General features: G+C 61.1%; 14 protein-coding genes. 7 read left to right on the top strand and 7 right to left on the bottom strand.

Annotation, left to right across the window (positions count from 1 at the left end):
* Nucleotides 1-131: 131 nt before the first annotated feature.
* Nucleotides 132-1,658 (bottom strand): histidine kinase, encoded by a 1,527-nt coding sequence (locus tag F2S13_RS00490; protein WP_166357911.1) that lies wholly within the window; start codon nucleotides 1,656-1,658, stop codon nucleotides 132-134.
* Nucleotides 1,659-1,791: 133 nt separating this feature from the next.
* On the opposite strand from F2S13_RS00490, the gene serB reads away from it, so the two are divergent.
* Nucleotides 1,792-3,006, top strand: a complete 1,215-nt coding sequence (gene serB, locus F2S13_RS00485; RefSeq protein WP_166357909.1) for a phosphoserine phosphatase SerB — start codon at nucleotides 1,792-1,794, stop codon at nucleotides 3,004-3,006.
* Nucleotides 3,007-3,065: 59 nt separating this feature from the next.
* Here serB and asd read toward each other — a convergent pair whose 3' ends face one another.
* From asd to F2S13_RS00470, 3 genes are read right to left on the bottom strand one after another with little or no spacing between them, the layout of a single operon-like run.
* The gene (gene asd, locus F2S13_RS00480; RefSeq protein WP_166357907.1) at nucleotides 3,066-3,929 is read right to left on the bottom strand and encodes an archaetidylserine decarboxylase; all 864 of its coding nucleotides are present in this window, start codon (nucleotides 3,927-3,929) and stop codon (nucleotides 3,066-3,068) included.
* A 9-nt stretch (nucleotides 3,930-3,938) separates the two neighbouring features.
* Nucleotides 3,939-4,754 (bottom strand): rhodanese-like domain-containing protein, encoded by an 816-nt coding sequence (locus F2S13_RS00475; protein ID WP_166357905.1) that lies wholly within the window; start codon nucleotides 4,752-4,754, stop codon nucleotides 3,939-3,941.
* A 47-nt stretch (nucleotides 4,755-4,801) separates the two neighbouring features.
* Nucleotides 4,802-6,334 (bottom strand): HDOD domain-containing protein, encoded by a 1,533-nt coding sequence (locus F2S13_RS00470; protein ID WP_166358450.1) that lies wholly within the window; start codon nucleotides 6,332-6,334, stop codon nucleotides 4,802-4,804.
* A 137-nt stretch (nucleotides 6,335-6,471) separates the two neighbouring features.
* Between F2S13_RS00470 and motA the strand changes: the two genes are divergently transcribed.
* The gene (gene motA / locus F2S13_RS00465) at nucleotides 6,472-7,323 is read left to right on the top strand and encodes a flagellar motor stator protein MotA (RefSeq protein WP_166357903.1); all 852 of its coding nucleotides are present in this window, start codon (nucleotides 6,472-6,474) and stop codon (nucleotides 7,321-7,323) included.
* Between the two features lie 3 nt (nucleotides 7,324-7,326).
* The gene (motB, locus tag F2S13_RS00460) at nucleotides 7,327-8,361 is read left to right on the top strand and encodes a flagellar motor protein MotB (RefSeq protein ID WP_166357901.1); all 1,035 of its coding nucleotides are present in this window, start codon (nucleotides 7,327-7,329) and stop codon (nucleotides 8,359-8,361) included.
* Nucleotides 8,362-8,403: 42 nt separating this feature from the next.
* Here the strand turns inward: motB and F2S13_RS00455 are convergent, their stop codons facing one another.
* A complete protein-coding gene (locus F2S13_RS00455) occupies nucleotides 8,404-9,366 on the bottom strand; it encodes a caspase family protein (protein ID WP_166357899.1) in 963 nt (320 codons plus the stop codon).
* 213 nt (nucleotides 9,367-9,579) lie between these two features.
* The gene (gene rsgA / locus F2S13_RS00450) at nucleotides 9,580-10,611 is read right to left on the bottom strand and encodes a small ribosomal subunit biogenesis GTPase RsgA (protein ID WP_166357897.1); all 1,032 of its coding nucleotides are present in this window, start codon (nucleotides 10,609-10,611) and stop codon (nucleotides 9,580-9,582) included.
* 100 nt (nucleotides 10,612-10,711) lie between these two features.
* Between rsgA and orn the strand changes: the two genes are divergently transcribed.
* Nucleotides 10,712-11,254: an oligoribonuclease gene (orn, locus tag F2S13_RS00445; protein ID WP_166357895.1), complete on the top strand. Its 543-nt coding sequence runs from the start codon at nucleotides 10,712-10,714 to the stop codon at nucleotides 11,252-11,254.
* A gap of 64 nt (nucleotides 11,255-11,318) precedes the next feature.
* A complete protein-coding gene (locus tag F2S13_RS00440; RefSeq protein WP_166357894.1) occupies nucleotides 11,319-11,930 on the top strand; it encodes a trimeric intracellular cation channel family protein in 612 nt (203 codons plus the stop codon).
* A 110-nt stretch (nucleotides 11,931-12,040) separates the two neighbouring features.
* Here F2S13_RS00440 and queG read toward each other — a convergent pair whose 3' ends face one another.
* On the bottom strand, nucleotides 12,041-13,105 hold the full coding sequence (gene queG / locus F2S13_RS00435) for a tRNA epoxyqueuosine(34) reductase QueG (RefSeq protein WP_166357892.1): 1,065 nt from the start codon (nucleotides 13,103-13,105) through the stop codon (nucleotides 12,041-12,043).
* A gap of 66 nt (nucleotides 13,106-13,171) precedes the next feature.
* On the opposite strand from queG, the gene F2S13_RS00430 reads away from it, so the two are divergent.
* Together F2S13_RS00430 and tsaE are read left to right on the top strand one after the other, a co-directional pair.
* Entirely contained in the window at nucleotides 13,172-14,671 is a 1,500-nt protein-coding gene (locus F2S13_RS00430; RefSeq protein WP_166358448.1) for an NAD(P)H-hydrate dehydratase, read from the top strand.
* Nucleotides 14,659-15,129, top strand: coding sequence for a tRNA (adenosine(37)-N6)-threonylcarbamoyltransferase complex ATPase subunit type 1 TsaE (gene tsaE / locus F2S13_RS00425; RefSeq protein WP_166357890.1), 471 nt, complete (start codon nucleotides 14,659-14,661; stop codon nucleotides 15,127-15,129). Before F2S13_RS00430 ends, tsaE begins: the two co-directional genes overlap by 13 nt.
* The last annotated feature ends 2 nt before the right edge of the window (nucleotides 15,130-15,131 follow it).

Genomic DNA, 15,131 nt, shown 5'->3' with positions numbered 1-15,131 from the left:
AGCGTCGCCGGATGCATTCCCACGCAGAGCGTGGGAACGAGAAACAGGGTCAGTTGTGTCACACGAAAATCTACTGTGGGAGCGGGCTTGCCAGCGTTCGAGCGCGGCAGCGCTCGCCGACGGTACAGGCCTTAACCCTTGACCCGAGTCTCGTGCATCCGCGCCAGCTGCCGTTCCAGCAACGACGGATACGGCTCCAGCAACCGCTCCACACAGCAAGCCCCCTCTGGACTGGCAATCGGCCGGATGCGCGCGCGCTGACGAATCACGCTGTCATCGCTGATCTGCCGCTCGACCAGCAGCAGGTTGCGGCTGTGCTGCGACAGGGCCAGGGCGCTTTGGGCGCTCTCGGTCAGCAGCAGGTCGATCTGGCTCAGGCCGAAGACGTCGTCACCCAGGGTCAGGCCCAGCTGCAATTGCAGGGTAATGCCGCTGTCGGCGACTTCGATCTGCAAGGCATGACCCAATGCCCTGAGCAGTTCGCCGCAGCAAATGGCGTTGGTCAGGTAATCGTCACCGCTGTCCTCGCTGTGGAACAGCATCAGCGTGCTGCCATCGTTGAGGGTGTGCAGTTCACTCTCGTAAAGGGACGCGGCCTGGTCGAGGCAATCGCGGTAGCGTTGCAACAGTTCGGTCAGGCGGGCGCGGGGCAGGCGGCGCAGATGTTCCTGGGCGCCCAGTTGGACGGCCAACACCGCGCTGTTGCGGGGCTGGCGGGCAACTGCGGACGCCGGGGCAGGGCGCATGGCCGGCACGGTGTCTGCTTCGTCGCGCAGATCGGCGAATGGATCTTCGCCATCTTCGTCCTGGTCCGATTCGGCAACCACGCGCCGCGGCGTCGCTTTTGCCGGGGCTGCAGGGGCCTCGTCGAAGCGTGGATCGCGCAGGTTGCGGACCTGGAATGCCGGTTCGTCCTCTTCTTCGAGTACTTCTTCGGGTTCCGGCTCAGGCTCGGGCTGGGGGATCTCGGGCGCCAGGCGGGCGTGCAGTTGTCGCGCGAGGTCACCGATTTCATCCTGGCGCTGGACGGCCGGAGTGTGTTCATCGAGATCGCGCAGCCAGACGCGCAATTGCATCAGTGGCGTCGAGATGTGCCGCCCCAGGCGCAGGCTCAAGGCCAGGGCCAGGGCCAGCAGAATGGCGCTGAGGATGCCCATGCTTTGCAGGCTGATGGTCATCGGTTGCAGGAATTGGCTCATGTCCAGGCTGATGCGCAGATGCCCTGCGGTGACATCCTGGAAGGTGATCCTGGTCTGATACAGGCCTTCGGCCTCGCCCAGCAGGCCGTTTTTCGGGCGCTGACCGGCTTCGGCGAGAATGCGATTGTCGACGCTGTAGATTGCCGCATGGGCGACCAACGGGTTCTTGACCAGATTGCCCAGCAGTACATTGAGGCTGAGGATGTCATTGGACACCAGCAACTCGGTCGCCGAGGTGGCGGTCTGCGTGGTCAGGCTCTGGCCCAGTGCGTCGGCCTGCTCGTGCATGGCCTGCTTGAACTGCAGGCCCATCACGCAGGCGTAGATCACCAGCGCCAACGCGACAAGAATCACGTTATGGCTGGCTATTCGCAAAGCAAGCGGTACACGGCGATGGCGCAATGCCCGAAAGATCAGCAGGAAGAAGTTATCGTTTTTAACAGGCGTGGGCCGGTTCACAGAGCACGGCTCTTTTGTCGGTGAAGTTGCTGCGCAGTATAGCGAGCGACCCCGGACCGGCAAAGCGTTGGCTGTGCCCGATGGTCACTGAATGTGGGTAGAATGCGGTTTTTTTCCACGAGTGGGGTGCGCCTTGCGCGAAATCGTCCTGATTAACATCACAGGTGAAGATCGTCCGGGTCTCACCGCAGCCATCACCGGGGTCCTGGCCCAGGGTGGCGTGAACATTCTCGACATCGGTCAGGCGGTTATCCACGACACCCTGTCGTTCGGCATCCTGGTTGAAATCCCCAGCACCGATCAGGCCTCCTCGGTGCTCAAGGACATTCTGTTCACTGCTTACAAGCTGGACCAGCAGGTTCGCTTCACCCCGGTATCCGAAGCCGATTACCAGCAATGGGTCGATGGCCAGGGCAAGGCGCGGCATATAGTGACCCTGTTGACGCGCAAGGTGACAGCCGAGCAATTACAGCGAGTCAGCTCGATCACCGCCAAATATGACCTGAATATCGACCATATCGATCGATTGTCCGGGCGCATCGCGCTGGATACGCCGGTCGACCAGGGCAAGGGTTGCATCGAGTTTTCGGTACGGGGTGAGCCCGCTGATCCGCAAGCGTTGCGCGCCGAGTTTCTCAGTGTCGCGCAGGAGCTGAACGTCGATATCGCCTTCCAGCAGGATTCCCTGTATCGCCGCAACCGCCGTCTGGCGGTGTTTGACATGGACTCGACCCTGATCGAGGCCGAGGTCATCGACGAGCTGGCCAAGGCTGCGGGTGTTGGCGAGCAGGTTTCCGAGATCACCGAGCGTGCCATGCGCGGTGAACTGGACTTCCGTGCCAGCTTCAAGGAGCGACTGGCGTTGCTCAAGGGTCTGGACGTCAACGTGCTGGACGAAATCGGGGCATCGCTGCGCCTGACCGAAGGTGCCGAGACGTTGTTCGCCGAACTCAAGCGCCTGGGCTACAAGACCGCGATCCTGTCGGGCGGCTTTACCTACTTTGCCAAGCAATTGCAGGCCAAGCTGGGCATTGACTACGTCTTCGCCAATGAGCTGGAAGTGGTTGATGGCAAAGTCACGGGCGTTGCGATCGAGCCTATCGTCGACGCGCAGCGCAAGGCGGACCTGCTGACCGAGCTGGCGGCCAAGGAAGGGTTGCGTCTGGAGCAGACCATCGCCGTGGGCGATGGCGCCAATGACCTGCCAATGCTGGCTATTGCCGGTCTGGGGGTGGCGTTCCGGGCCAAGCCACTGGTCAAGCAGTCTGCCAAGCAGGCTATTTCGACCCTGGGGCTGGATGGGATTCTGTACTTGCTGGGTTTTCGCGATCGCGACAGTCAGGCGTGATGCCTGAACTCTAGAAGTTCGAACAGGGGACAGGTGCCATGCGCCTGTCCCGACGCTTGTCAGGCCTGGGCAGGCGAGCCCATGCCTTGCCCCATGCGCACAGGGGAACCTGCACCCAATTCCTGCGCCCATTTGATCTGATCAGGGCCGAACAGCACGACAGCAGTCGAACCCAGCTTGAATCGGCCCATTTCTGCGCCTTTTTCCAGATGAATCGCTGCGCGTGCAGCCTCGTCGTATCGAACGGTTTTCAGCTCGCGCTTGGGTGGCGTCACCAGGCCGGCCCAGACGGTTTCGATCGAAGCGACAATCATCGCTCCCACCAATACCACGGCCATCGGGCCGCGTTCGGTGTCGAACAGGCAGACAACGCGCTCGTTACGGGCGAACAGCTCAGGCACGTTTTCAGCGGTGGTCTGATTCACCGAAAACAGTTTGCCAGGCACATAGACCATTTCGCGCAGGGTGCCGGCCAGTGGCATGTGCACACGGTGGTAGTCCTTGGGCGAGAGGTAGATGGTCGCAAAGTCGCCACCCATGAACGGCGCGGCAAGGGCGGCATCGCCACCGAGCAGTTCAAGCACGCTGAAGCTATGACCCTTGGCCTGGAAAATCCGGCCGTGTTCGATAGGGCCGAGCTGGCTGACGGCACCGTCGGCCGGGCACAGGATCGCGCCGGGCGTCTCGTCCAGTGGGCGGGCGCCGGGTTTCAGGGCACGGGTGAAGAAGGCGTTGAAGTGTTCGTAGGCGGTCAGGTCTTCGACCAGGGCCTCGGACATGTTGACTTCATAGCGCTTGGCAAACCAGGCGGTGAAGGCGTTCTTGAACCAGCGCACGCGGCATTCGGCAATGCAGCCGGCCATGCGCGACAGCAGGTTGTGAGGCAGCAGGTACTGGCTGAAGATGAACAAACGGGATTTCATCGATTTTCCTTAAACTTCTACAGGCGTGTCCGGGTGGTTGCCCCACTCGCCCCAGGATCCGGCATAGCCTTTGACGCGCGGGTAACCGAGCGCCTTGGCCACCAGATAGGTAAAGCCAGAACGGTGGTGGGTCTGGCAATGGGTGATCAGTTCCTTGTCCTTGGTGATGCCCAGGTTTTCAAGGATTTGCTGCATGTCTGTGCGAATGCGCAGGTAGCGACCTGCATCCATGCCTTTGGTCCACTCGAAGTTGACCGCGCCGGGGATATGTCCGCCCTTGGCTGCGAGAATTTTTTCGCCGGAGAACTCCAAGGGGCCGCGCGCGTCCCAAATCGCCAGGTCGGTAGCACCGAGTCGGCTTTGCAGGTATTCGCGAGTGGCGGTTGGTTCATCACACAGTGTCAGTGGAACAGGCCCGCCAGCAACCGGTGGTACTTCGGTCGATACGGCTAGATTTTCACCGTACCAAGCCTGCAAGCCACCGTTCAGATAGTGATAGCGCTTGTGTCCGATGACATCGAGGATCCAGATAAAGCGCCCGGCCCAGCCACCCCCTTCGTCGTCATAAACTACATAGACAGCATCGGGGTTGTGCCCCAGTTCACCGAACAGTTTTTCCAGATCGGCTTGCGCAGGCAGCAGGCCTGGCGCTGGCAACTGGCCCAGCTGGGTGCGCTTGGGGTCAACGAAACGGGCGCCTGGGATGTGGCCGACCTTATAGCGGTCCGTGCTGGTGAGATCGACCAGAATCAGTTCTGGAGCAGCGAGGCGTGCCTGCAGGTCACCGGGTTCGATCACCAATGGCAAACCAGAGAATTCGGGCATAGAGGGTCTCCAGATCAAGAGAGAGGGGCCGGATTGTAGCGCAAGCGTCAGTTACTGCGGTTGCTAAAGCTGGTCAAGGCGCGCTCGATGCATTGAGCTGTCTTGCCAAAGGCTTGCACGCTGACTTCAGAAAGCGGGCCGCCGCCCTGGTCGGCAACCAGCAGCATGATCACCCGACCGTTGCTGCTCAAAGAACGCAACAGCAGATGATCACCCTTGAACAACCCCCGCAGGCTGGCCGGCAGCAGCGCTGAAAACTGCGCGTTATTGGCCGGCGTCAGGCGAATTTGCGCCGCTTGAGCCAACAGGCGTTGCAAGACAGTGCTTTGGTTGATGGGCAGGTTCAGGCCGGCGGCCTCGCCGGGCAAGCCCGCGACCTGGTGTACGCGCAGGTTGCTGAGGGTCTTGTCGGTCATCAGCATCAGCACGCGCTGCATCCCGCAGGCTAGCAGGGCATCGCGAGCGTAGGTGGTCAGGTGCAGGGCCGTGGTGAAACGGCTCGGCTCCACCAGCAGTTCAGTGCAATGTTTCCGCCATACCTCCAGTGACTGTGCCGACGGTGGTGGCGCGGGCAGCAAGGCGCGGTGAATGCGCCGGGTTGTCCAGGGCCAGATCAGCGCCTCGGCGGGATGCCAGATCCCGGGGGCTGCATGGATGCGCGCACTTTGTACCGCTTGCTGGTGGATCTGTTGCTGCAGATCGGCCAAAGGCATCTGCAGGAAAAGACCGGTCAGATGCTGCCAGCGGGTATTGTGCGGACTATCCCAGGCTTGCTGCGCCGACAATGCCAGGCCGTTGGCCAGCAGCACGGTATTGGCAGGCTGGTTCAACCAGCGCCGTAGTGCCGGATCATCATCCAGCTGTTGCTGTTGGCGGAGCGGGTGGGCGGTGTCACGGGCGATGTGCAGTGCTTGCACCAATACTCGGCGATCTTCCAGCAAGACGCGATAACCGTGGACGATCCAGGCCGGCAAACGCCAGTTTTCAGCCAATGCCTGACACAGTACCAGCAGGCGAACCCCAAAGAGCTCCGTTTCGACCTCGCGCGCCGGTTCGCCTTTGTGAATTACCCGCAGCTCCCATTCTTCCAGAAGCTGCGGGCAGGTCAGCGCCAGTGGCCACAACGGCGAAAGGAACAGCAGACTGCCCCAGTGAATTTCCTGCCAGAGTCGAGCCAGACGGCTGGCAAACAGGCCATTGGCTTGTTGCGAGGCATGCTGGCTGATCAGCTGCAGCTGGCGCAAGGCGGCGGGTATCTCTTGCAGTTCCACGGCTGGCAAGCGCTCAAGCAGTTCTTCGGTACGCTTGAGGCCCAGGCGGTTCAGGGCGATTTCCAGGCTTTCGGCAGGCTCGGCCATGCTGCTGTTGGTGTGATGGTTGGCTTCGCGGAGCACGCTGAGCACCAGCGCGGGGCTGTCTTGCATCAGCACGGCAATATCGCGCATCGAGCGGCGATTGTCGGCAATTGCCGCGCGAACACGCTCAAGGCTGGCCAAAGGCACGGGGAGTCGGACGCTATCGAGGAGCTTGAGCCAGGCGTCTAGGCTTCTTGGATTTTTTGTTGGCACGATAGTTTCAATAGTTGCTCTGGAAGGGGCCAAACTGGCTTTTCGCCTTAACTGGCTATAGTCTGGCGCAGAACTGCCGATAAATAGAAGAAGAGTTTTAGAAACTCCCGGCCCGACCCTTACCACGACTTTGTAAGTGCTTCTAACCCATGGCTAAAATTATCGGCATCATCGTCGTATTCGCGAGTGTGCTCGGCGGATATGTCCTCTCTCACGGCAAGATTGCGGCACTGATTCAGCCTTTCGAGGTCATGATCATCGGTGGTGCGGCCCTTGGTGCGTTCCTGCAAGCCAACCCCGGCCGCATGACCAAGCACGTCATCAAGAAGTCGCTGAGCATGTTCAGCTCACGCTTCTCCCATACTTTCTATGTAGAAGTATTGGGCCTGGTCTATGAGATCCTCAACAAGAGCCGCCGCGAAGGCATGATGGCCATCGAAGGCGACATCGAAGATGCCGCGGCCAGCCCGATTTTCGCCAAATACCCTGCCGTGCTCAAAGATGAGCGCATGACGGCCTATATTTGCGATTACCTGCGCATCATGTCCTCAGGCAACATGGCTCCCCACGAGCTTGAAGGTCTGTTCGACATGGAGCTGGTGAGCCTGAAGGAAGAGCTCGAGCATCCTTCCCACGCCGTCAACGGCATTGCCGACGGCATGCCGGGTTTCGGTATCGTTGCGGCGGTATTGGGTATCGTGGTGACCATGGCTTCGCTCGGTGAAGGCGACCAGAAAACCATTGGCGTCCACGTCGGTGCGGCGTTGGTCGGTACCTTTTTCGGTATTCTGGCTGCCTATGGTTTCTTCGGGCCGTTGTCGACTGCCTTGCGTCATGACGCCAAGGAAGAACTGAATGTGTACGAAGCCATCAAGGCGGCACTGGTAGCGTCGGCATCGGGCATGCCGCCATCACTGGCCGTAGAGTTCGGACGCAAGGTTCTGTACCCGGCGCACCGCCCTAGCTTCATGGAGCTGGAACAAGCGGTTCGCGGTCGCTGAGTCATGGAGAATAATCAGCCGATCATTATCAAGCGCGTCAAGCGCTACGAGGCCGGTCATCACGGTGGCGCCTGGAAAATCGCGTTCGCCGACTTTGCGACGGCAATGATGGCGTTCTTCCTGGTCCTGTGGTTGCTGTCCTCGACAACTCCCGAGCAGAAACGCGCCATCGCCGGCTACTTCAAGGACCCGATCGGTTTCACCGAGGCGGGCACGCCCTACGTTATCGATCTGGGCGGCTCGCCCCAGATGGCCCCGGACAAGACCATCAACCCGGAGATGCGAGCCGAACCCCAGCCGCAATCCGAGGCACCGGTCAACACGGAGCAGGCCGAGACCGTGGCCGAGCAGGTCGAGCGCGATCGTCTGGAACTGTTGCTGCAAGAGCTGCAGACCAAGGTCAACGAGAATCCGCAGCTGCAGAAGTTCAAGGATCAGATCCTGTTCGAGATTACCCCGGATGGCTTACGCATTCAGATCATGGACGCCGAAAACCGGCCGATGTTCGATCTGGGCAGTGCTCGGCTCAAGCCCTATTTCGAAGATATCCTGCTGGCCATGGCCGACACCATCAAGGCGGTGCCGAACAAGATCAGCGTGAGCGGTCATACCGATGCCAAGGCCTACGCCGGTGCCGGCGAGTACGGTAACTGGGAACTGTCGGCCAATCGCGCCAACGCCGCACGCCGCGCCCTGGTTGCCGGTGGTTACCCCGACACTCAGGTTGCGCGGGTGGTGGGCTATGCATCCTCGTCCCTGTTCGACCGGGCCAACCCATTCAATCCGGTCAATCGACGCATCGACATCATCGTGCTGACCAAGAAGGCCCAGCGCGCAATCGAAGGCGAGCAGGGTACTCCTGAAGCTGCCAAGCCCGACACGGCGGAACCTGCCGCGCAGCCCGGGGCGGCGATTGATCCGGCGGTGACGCCGGCTCCAATCGATCCGGGCGAGCCAATGCAGCCCCGTGAGCTGCGACAGAAACTCAACATCTTCGAGGACGGCGTCCTGAAGATGGACGAGACCGGCAAGCAATGACGCCTCCCGCCCGCCTCGAGTGATCGAAGCGGGCGGTTTGCTTCAGAGGTGCCCGATCATGGCGAGCTCACGGTAGTGGGCACCCAGTGCCGTGAGACGGCAGCCAGTATGGTTGATGGCTGCAAAATACAGTTGCTCTGCGTCTACTGGCTCCACCAGGCTGTGGCGATGGCAGCGCTGCAATTGCGCGAAAATTTCACCGTGCTCGGGGACGAAATAAGCCGTCTCGGTCGGTTCGAAGCTGGGGTCGAGTTCGAACACAGAGTCGGCTTCGGGAAACCATTCGGGCAACTTGCGTAGCGTTGCTTCGGGAATCAGCGGTGGCACGTCGCGCAATGAATTGAAGTGTGCGACGTTGGTCTTGAATACCGGTCGCTGTTCACGGGCGCCCAGTGCGTTATCGATGAACGCATAGAGACTGCCCGGCGTTATCGCGCCTAGAACATTGGCCGCCGCACCTTGCAGGGCTTGCAGCAGCAAGCGCGTGAATACCCCGTGGCCAGGGCGCCCGCCCGCCTGTTCGGTTTTCTTGCAGGCGGCCAGGAGGGTGACCCCTTCGCCGATTATGCTGGTGCCGACCCTCAGCGTGCGGTTACCGCCCACGGCTCCGGTCTGGAAGCAATCAAGGATGATGATCTTGTTCTTGATCTCACCAGACTTCGAGGCCCAGGCCAGGATATCGCTCAGGCGAATACCGTCGGTCGCATTGCGAGCATCCTGGGGCAGCAGCATGCCGTCATCGATACTGGTGTCGAACTGACCGTGCCCGGCAAAGTAGAGCAGCGCGGTATCGCAAGGTCTGCAAAACAGCTCCTTGATGTGGCCCTCCAGTGCGTGGTGAGAGAGTTCGCTGTTTGCGGTGGTCAGTACCCGGCTGTCGAAGTTCGGGCTGCCCGTGGCATGACGGCTCAGTACCGAGGCCAGGGCCATGGCGTCATTGTGGCAACCGTCGAGCGGCAGGATATGGCGGTAGTTGTTGATGCCGACAAAGAGTGCTTTGCGCATATTTGTTCTCTTCATTCACAGAGTGCGAGTTGACGTCGCTATCCAGTGGATAGACAGCGTCATGAAGAGATGACCTTTGTGCAAATAAACGGGAGCAACAAGGTACTGCTGAAAAACGAGAGCTGTCCTACAGCTATGGGTTAAAACTTCCTACGGAAAGGTTGCCATCAATAAGGGGCGGCGCTTATCCGCTGTAGGAAAAGCGCCGGGCTCTTAGTAGGAGTCTTGGGGCAGGCTGGCAATGATCGAGCGGTAACTGTTCATGCGCTGTTGCTGCACGCGCCCCTCTTCAAGGGCCTTGAGCAAGGCGCAGCCCGGTTCGCGGTCATGCTTGCAGTCGCGAAAGCGGCAAGTGCCGAGCAAATCGTTGAACTCGATGAACCCGGCCTCGACATCGGCGCGGCTGACGTGGCCCAGGCCGAATTCGCGGATGCCCGGGGAGTCGATCAGCTCGCCGCCGCCAGGGAAGTGAAACAGCCGCGCGGTGGTAGTGGTATGGGTGCCTTGCCCGGACCACTCGGACAGTGGCCCGACGCGTGTCTCGACGTCCGGCAGCAAGCTGTTGACCAGGGACGACTTGCCGACGCCGGACTGGCCGACGAATACGCTGATGTGCCCGTCCAGGCGAGCCTGCAGCTGCTGCATGCCATCGCCATGGTGGGCCGAAACCTCCAGCAGGGGATAGCCCAGCTGACGGTAGACGGCGAGCAATGCATTGAGCGCCGGGGCGTTCTGCTCATCGATCAGGTCGGCCTTGTTGAGCAACAACAGCGGGTGAATGCCCGCGTGCTCGGCGGCGACCAGATAACGATCGATCAGGTTGGCGTGGGGCTCGGGCATGGGCGCGAAGACAATGACGATCAAATCGACGTTGGCGGCCACCGGCTTGAGCTGGCCACGACTATCGGGCCGGCACAACTCGGTGTCGCGCGGCAATTGCGCGACGATCACGCCGATACCCTGGTTGCCGGCACGCCAGACCACCCGGTCGCCGGTGACCAGCGCGGGGAGGTTGGCGCGCAGGTGGCAGCGGAACACCTGGCCGGCTTGCTCGCCTTGCTGCGCTTCGACTTCCACTTGCACACCGAAGTGCGCGATCACCAGGCCCGTCTGTTCGGGGCCGAGGTCACCGCCTTCGAGCACTTCCAGGGCATGGGACTCGCGTTTGGCGGCGCGGGCAGCGCGCTCGCCCTGGATTTTTTCGATGCGCCAGTTCTGGCGACGGTTGAGCTGGCGTTTGGCCATGAATGTTCCGTGTCGATAAAGCAAGGGTATGGATAAAACGGCAACGAGTTTAGCACGGCCCACTAGGCTAAACTGCGCAGCTACGTCGAGGAGCAGAACCATGCAAAACCCACAGAACCTTATTTGGATCGACCTGGAAATGACCGGTCTGGATCCTGACCATGACGTCATCATCGAAATGGCCACGATCGTCACCGACAGCGACCTCAATACGCTCGCCGAAGGCCCGGTCATCGCGATCCACCAGAGTGACGAGATTCTGGCCGGCATGGACGAGTGGAATACCCGTCAGCACGGCGGTTCCGGACTGACCCAGCGCGTGCGCGAGAGCCGCATCAGCATGGCCGAAGCCGAAGCACAGACCATTGCCTTCCTGGAACAATGGGTGCCCAAGGGCAAGTCGCCGATCTGTGGCAACAGCATCTGCCAGGATCGCCGTTTCCTCTATCGACACATGCGCGAACTGGAAAACTACTTCCATTACCGCAACCTCGATGTCTCGACGCTCAAGGAGCTGGCCGCGCGCTGGGCGCCGACGGTTCGCGACAGTTTCAAAAAGGGCAGTACCCATCTGGCGCTGGACGACATCCGTGAGTCCATCGCCGAGCTGCGCCACTATCGTGAGCACTTCATAAAGTTCTGATCGTGCCCTTTTTTGGTGCTTGCAATTGGTTAGACTGCGCGCCCTTTTCGCACGGACCGCTGCCATGTTGTTGATGCTCTACCTGATTGCAATCACCGCCGAAGCCATGACCGGCGCCCTTTCGGCGGGGCGCCGTGGCATGGACTGGTTTGGCGTGGTGTTGATTGCATGCGTTACCGCGCTGGGCGGCGGTTCGGTGCGTGACGTGTTGCTCGGGCATTACCCGCTGACCTGGGTCAAGCACCCGGAATACCTGGTACTGACCAGCATCGCGGCGCTGGTGACGATCTTCATTGCGCCATTGATGCGGCACCTGCGTTCGTTGTTCCTGGTGCTCGATGCCGTAGGCCTGGTGGCGTTCACGCTGATCGGATGCATGACGGCCCTGGAATTGGGGCATGACCTGCTGGTGGCATCCATCAGCGGTGTGATCACCGGAGTATTTGGCGGCATCCTGCGCGACATTCTCTGCAACGACATTCCGTTGGTGTTTCGCCGTGAGTTGTATGCCAGCGTGTCATTCGCGACTGCCTGGTTTTATCTGCTCTGCCTGCATCTGGAATTGCCCGGCGATCAAGCCATTCTGCTCACCTTGTTCGGTGGCTTCCTGGTGCGGCTGTTGGCGATCCGCTTTCACTGGGAAATGCCCAAGTTCGTCTATAACGACGAACATTGATGTTGTTTTCTCGTTCCCACGCTCCGCGTGGGAATGCCTTTCCTGACGCTCTGCGTCTCGACGCTTAGCGTCTGCCACTGCATTCCCACGCAGAGCGTGGGAGCGAGGAGTCAGTGTTTGTCGTGCTGTTTGAGGGCCCACTCGACATGTTCACGAACCAGCTCCGAAGGGTGATCGCGGCGCGCTCGCAAGGCCTCGAGCACCGGGATGGTCGATGGGGCATTGCCCAGTCCCACTGCCAGGTTGCGTAGCCAGCGCTCATAACCGGCACGGCGCAGCGGTGAGCCTTCGGTGCTGCTGAGAAATTTATCTTCATCCCACAAAAACAGCTCGGCCAGCTCGGCATTGTCCAGATTGTGCCGCGGCTTGAAGTCTGTTTCACCCGACGGCCGGGCGAAGCGATTCCATGGACAGACGATCTGGCAATCGTCGCAACCGAACACCCGGTTGCCGATCAGCGGGCGTAACTCTTCGGGTATGGCGCTTTTCAACTCGATGGTCAGGTAGGAAATGCAGCGGCGTGCATCCAGTACGTAAGGCCCGACGAAGGCCGCTGTGGGGCAGATGTCCATGCAGGCACTGCAACGACCGCAATGCTCGGTGGTGTGCGGTGGATCAACCGGCAGGGGCAGGTCGACGAATAATTCGGCGAGAAAGAAATAGCTCCCTGCCTTGCGGTTGAGCACGAGGGTGTTCTTGCCGATCCAGCCCAGGCCCGCTTGTTCGGCAATGGCCTTTTCCAGCACCGGGGCGCTGTCGACGAAGGCGCGATAGCCAAAGGGACCGATCGCCTGCTGGATGCGCTCGGCCAGCTGTTGCACGCGCTTGCGAATCAGCTTGTGATAGTCCCGCCCCAGGGCATAGCGCGAGACGTAGGCCTTTTCAGGTTGAGCCAGGCGCTGGGCCATGTAGGTGTCGCCCGGCAGGTAGTCCATGCGCAGCGACACCACCCGCAGAGTGCCAGGCACCAGTTCGTCGGGGTGGGAGCGTTTGCTGCCATGGGCGCCCATGTATTCCATTTCGCCGTGGTACCCGGCCTCGAGCCAGCGTTCCAGGTGTTTTTCGTGCTCGCCCAGATCCAGGCCGGCAATGCCGACTTGCTGAAAGCCCAGTTCGCGGCCCCAGTCCTTGATCGACTGGGCCAGGGCGGGAAGATCGGCGGTAAGAGCGGACATGGGAAGAACGAAACCGGGGCTGAGGTGCGTATAATTCTGCCAGACATCGCCATGGATAGCCCCAGTATGCTACCGATATCCACTGAATTACCCGACGCGCTGTACAGCGCCGCACAGGTTCGCGACCTTGATACGCGGCTGATCGCCGCCGGTACGCCGGGGTTCGAGCTGATGCAGCGTGCCGCCCACGCCACCTGGCGGGCCTTGCGTCGTCGCTGGCCGGACGCTCGCGTGCTGACCGTACTGACCGGACGTGGCAACAATGCCGGCGATGGCTATCTGGTGGCGGCATTGGCCGAGCGTGCTGGCTGGCAGGTGGACGTGCTGACCCTGGGCGATCCCGATGCACTCACCGGCGATGCCGCATTGGCCTGTGCCGAGGCGCGTGGCTGTGGGGTTTCGATCTGGCCGTGGGTTGCCGGGACTGTCATGGAGGGCATCGTTCTCGACGCCTTGCTCGGCACTGGGCTGACAGGGGCGGTGCGCTCGCCTTACACCGAAGCGATCGAAGCCATCAATGCCAGCGGTTTGCCGGTCGTGGCGGTCGATATTCCCTCGGGATTGTGTGCCGATAGCGGGCAAGTCCTTGGCTGCGCGGTGCGGGCGCAGTTGACGGTCACTTTTATCGGCCTGAAGTTCGGATTGTTCACCGGCCAGGCTCCGGATTGGGTCGGAGAGCTGGTTTTTGATGATTTGCAGGCCGATCCTGCAATCGTCGCGCAAGTCCCCGGCATTGCCCGGCGTCTGAGTGTCGATAGCCTGCCACGTTTGGTCGCGCGCCCTCCGGCATCGCACAAGGGGCAATTCGGTCGGGTGCTGGTCATCGGCGGTGAGCGCGGCATGGGTGGCGCGGCAGTGCTGAGTGCCGAAAGCGCCTTGCGCAGCGGTGCCGGCATGGTGTCGCTGGCCACGCGCAGTGAGCATGTGGCTGCCGCGCTTTCCCGCCTGCCCGAAGTCATGGCAATGGGTATTTCTTCGGCCAACCAGTTGATGGGGCTGGTCGAGCAGGCCTCGGTGCTGGTGGTCGGGCCAGGTTTGGGGCAGGCGTCCTGGGGGCGCAGCCTGTTGTCGGTGGCCGCCAATACCGGAAGGCCTCAAGTCTGGGATGCCGATGCGTTGAATCTCCTGGCCGATGGCGCCGCCAGGTTGCCTGGCGGCAGCGTGATCACCCCCCATCCAGGCGAGGCCGCGCGGCTTCTGGGGATAACTCCACAGCAGGTTCAGGTCGATCGGGCCGCGGCGGTGCAATCCCTGGCGCAAAAATATGATGCAGTTTGTGTCTTGAAGGGGGCTGGCAGCCTGGTTGCCGACCCCACTGGCAGTCTGGCCCTCTGCGATCGCGGTCATCCGGCCATGGCGACCGCAGGGCTGGGAGACGTGCTGGCGGGCTTGATCGGCGCATTGCTGGCCCAGGGGCTGCCGCCATTCGAGGCTGCCTGCCTCGGCGTCTGGTTGCACGCCAGTGCCGGGCAAATCGAAGGTCAAAAGGGTCGTGGGCTGGCGGCCAGTGATTTGATTCCAGCCATTCGTCAGTTGCTTGAGGAGCAAACACCGTGTCTGAAGTAACCCTGTACCTGGCCGATGAAGCGGCCATGATCGGCTTCGGTGGGCGACTGGCCCAGATCACTCAGGGAGTGGGTGTGATCTTTCTTGAAGGGGACCTGGGGGCGGGCAAAACCACGCTGTCACGCGGTCTCATCAGGGGTTTGGGGCATGTGGGGGCGGTCAAGAGTCCGACCTTTACCTTGGTGGAACCTTACGAGAATGCGAGCTTTCGGGCCTATCACTTTGATCTATATCGCCTTGTAGACCCTGAAGAACTGGAATATCTGGGCATCCGCGATTACTTCGAAGGCGACGCTTTATGCCTTGTCGAGTGGCCTGGGCGGGGCAAGGGCTTTTTGCCAAAGCCTGACCTGACCATTACCATAAGCCCCCATGGGGGCGGCCGTTCTCTGCACTTGGCGCCGCGAGGCTCGCGTGGCGAATCCTGGTGCACCGCTCTGGCGTTGGAATTCAAATAAAT

It is taken from the genome of Pseudomonas akapageensis (assembly GCF_011355085.1).
GTDB classification, from domain to species: Bacteria; Pseudomonadota; Gammaproteobacteria; order Pseudomonadales; family Pseudomonadaceae; genus Aquipseudomonas; species Aquipseudomonas akapageensis.
The sequence above is the reverse complement of the archived record's forward strand: the minus strand, read 5'-3'. Positions and strand labels throughout refer to the sequence as shown.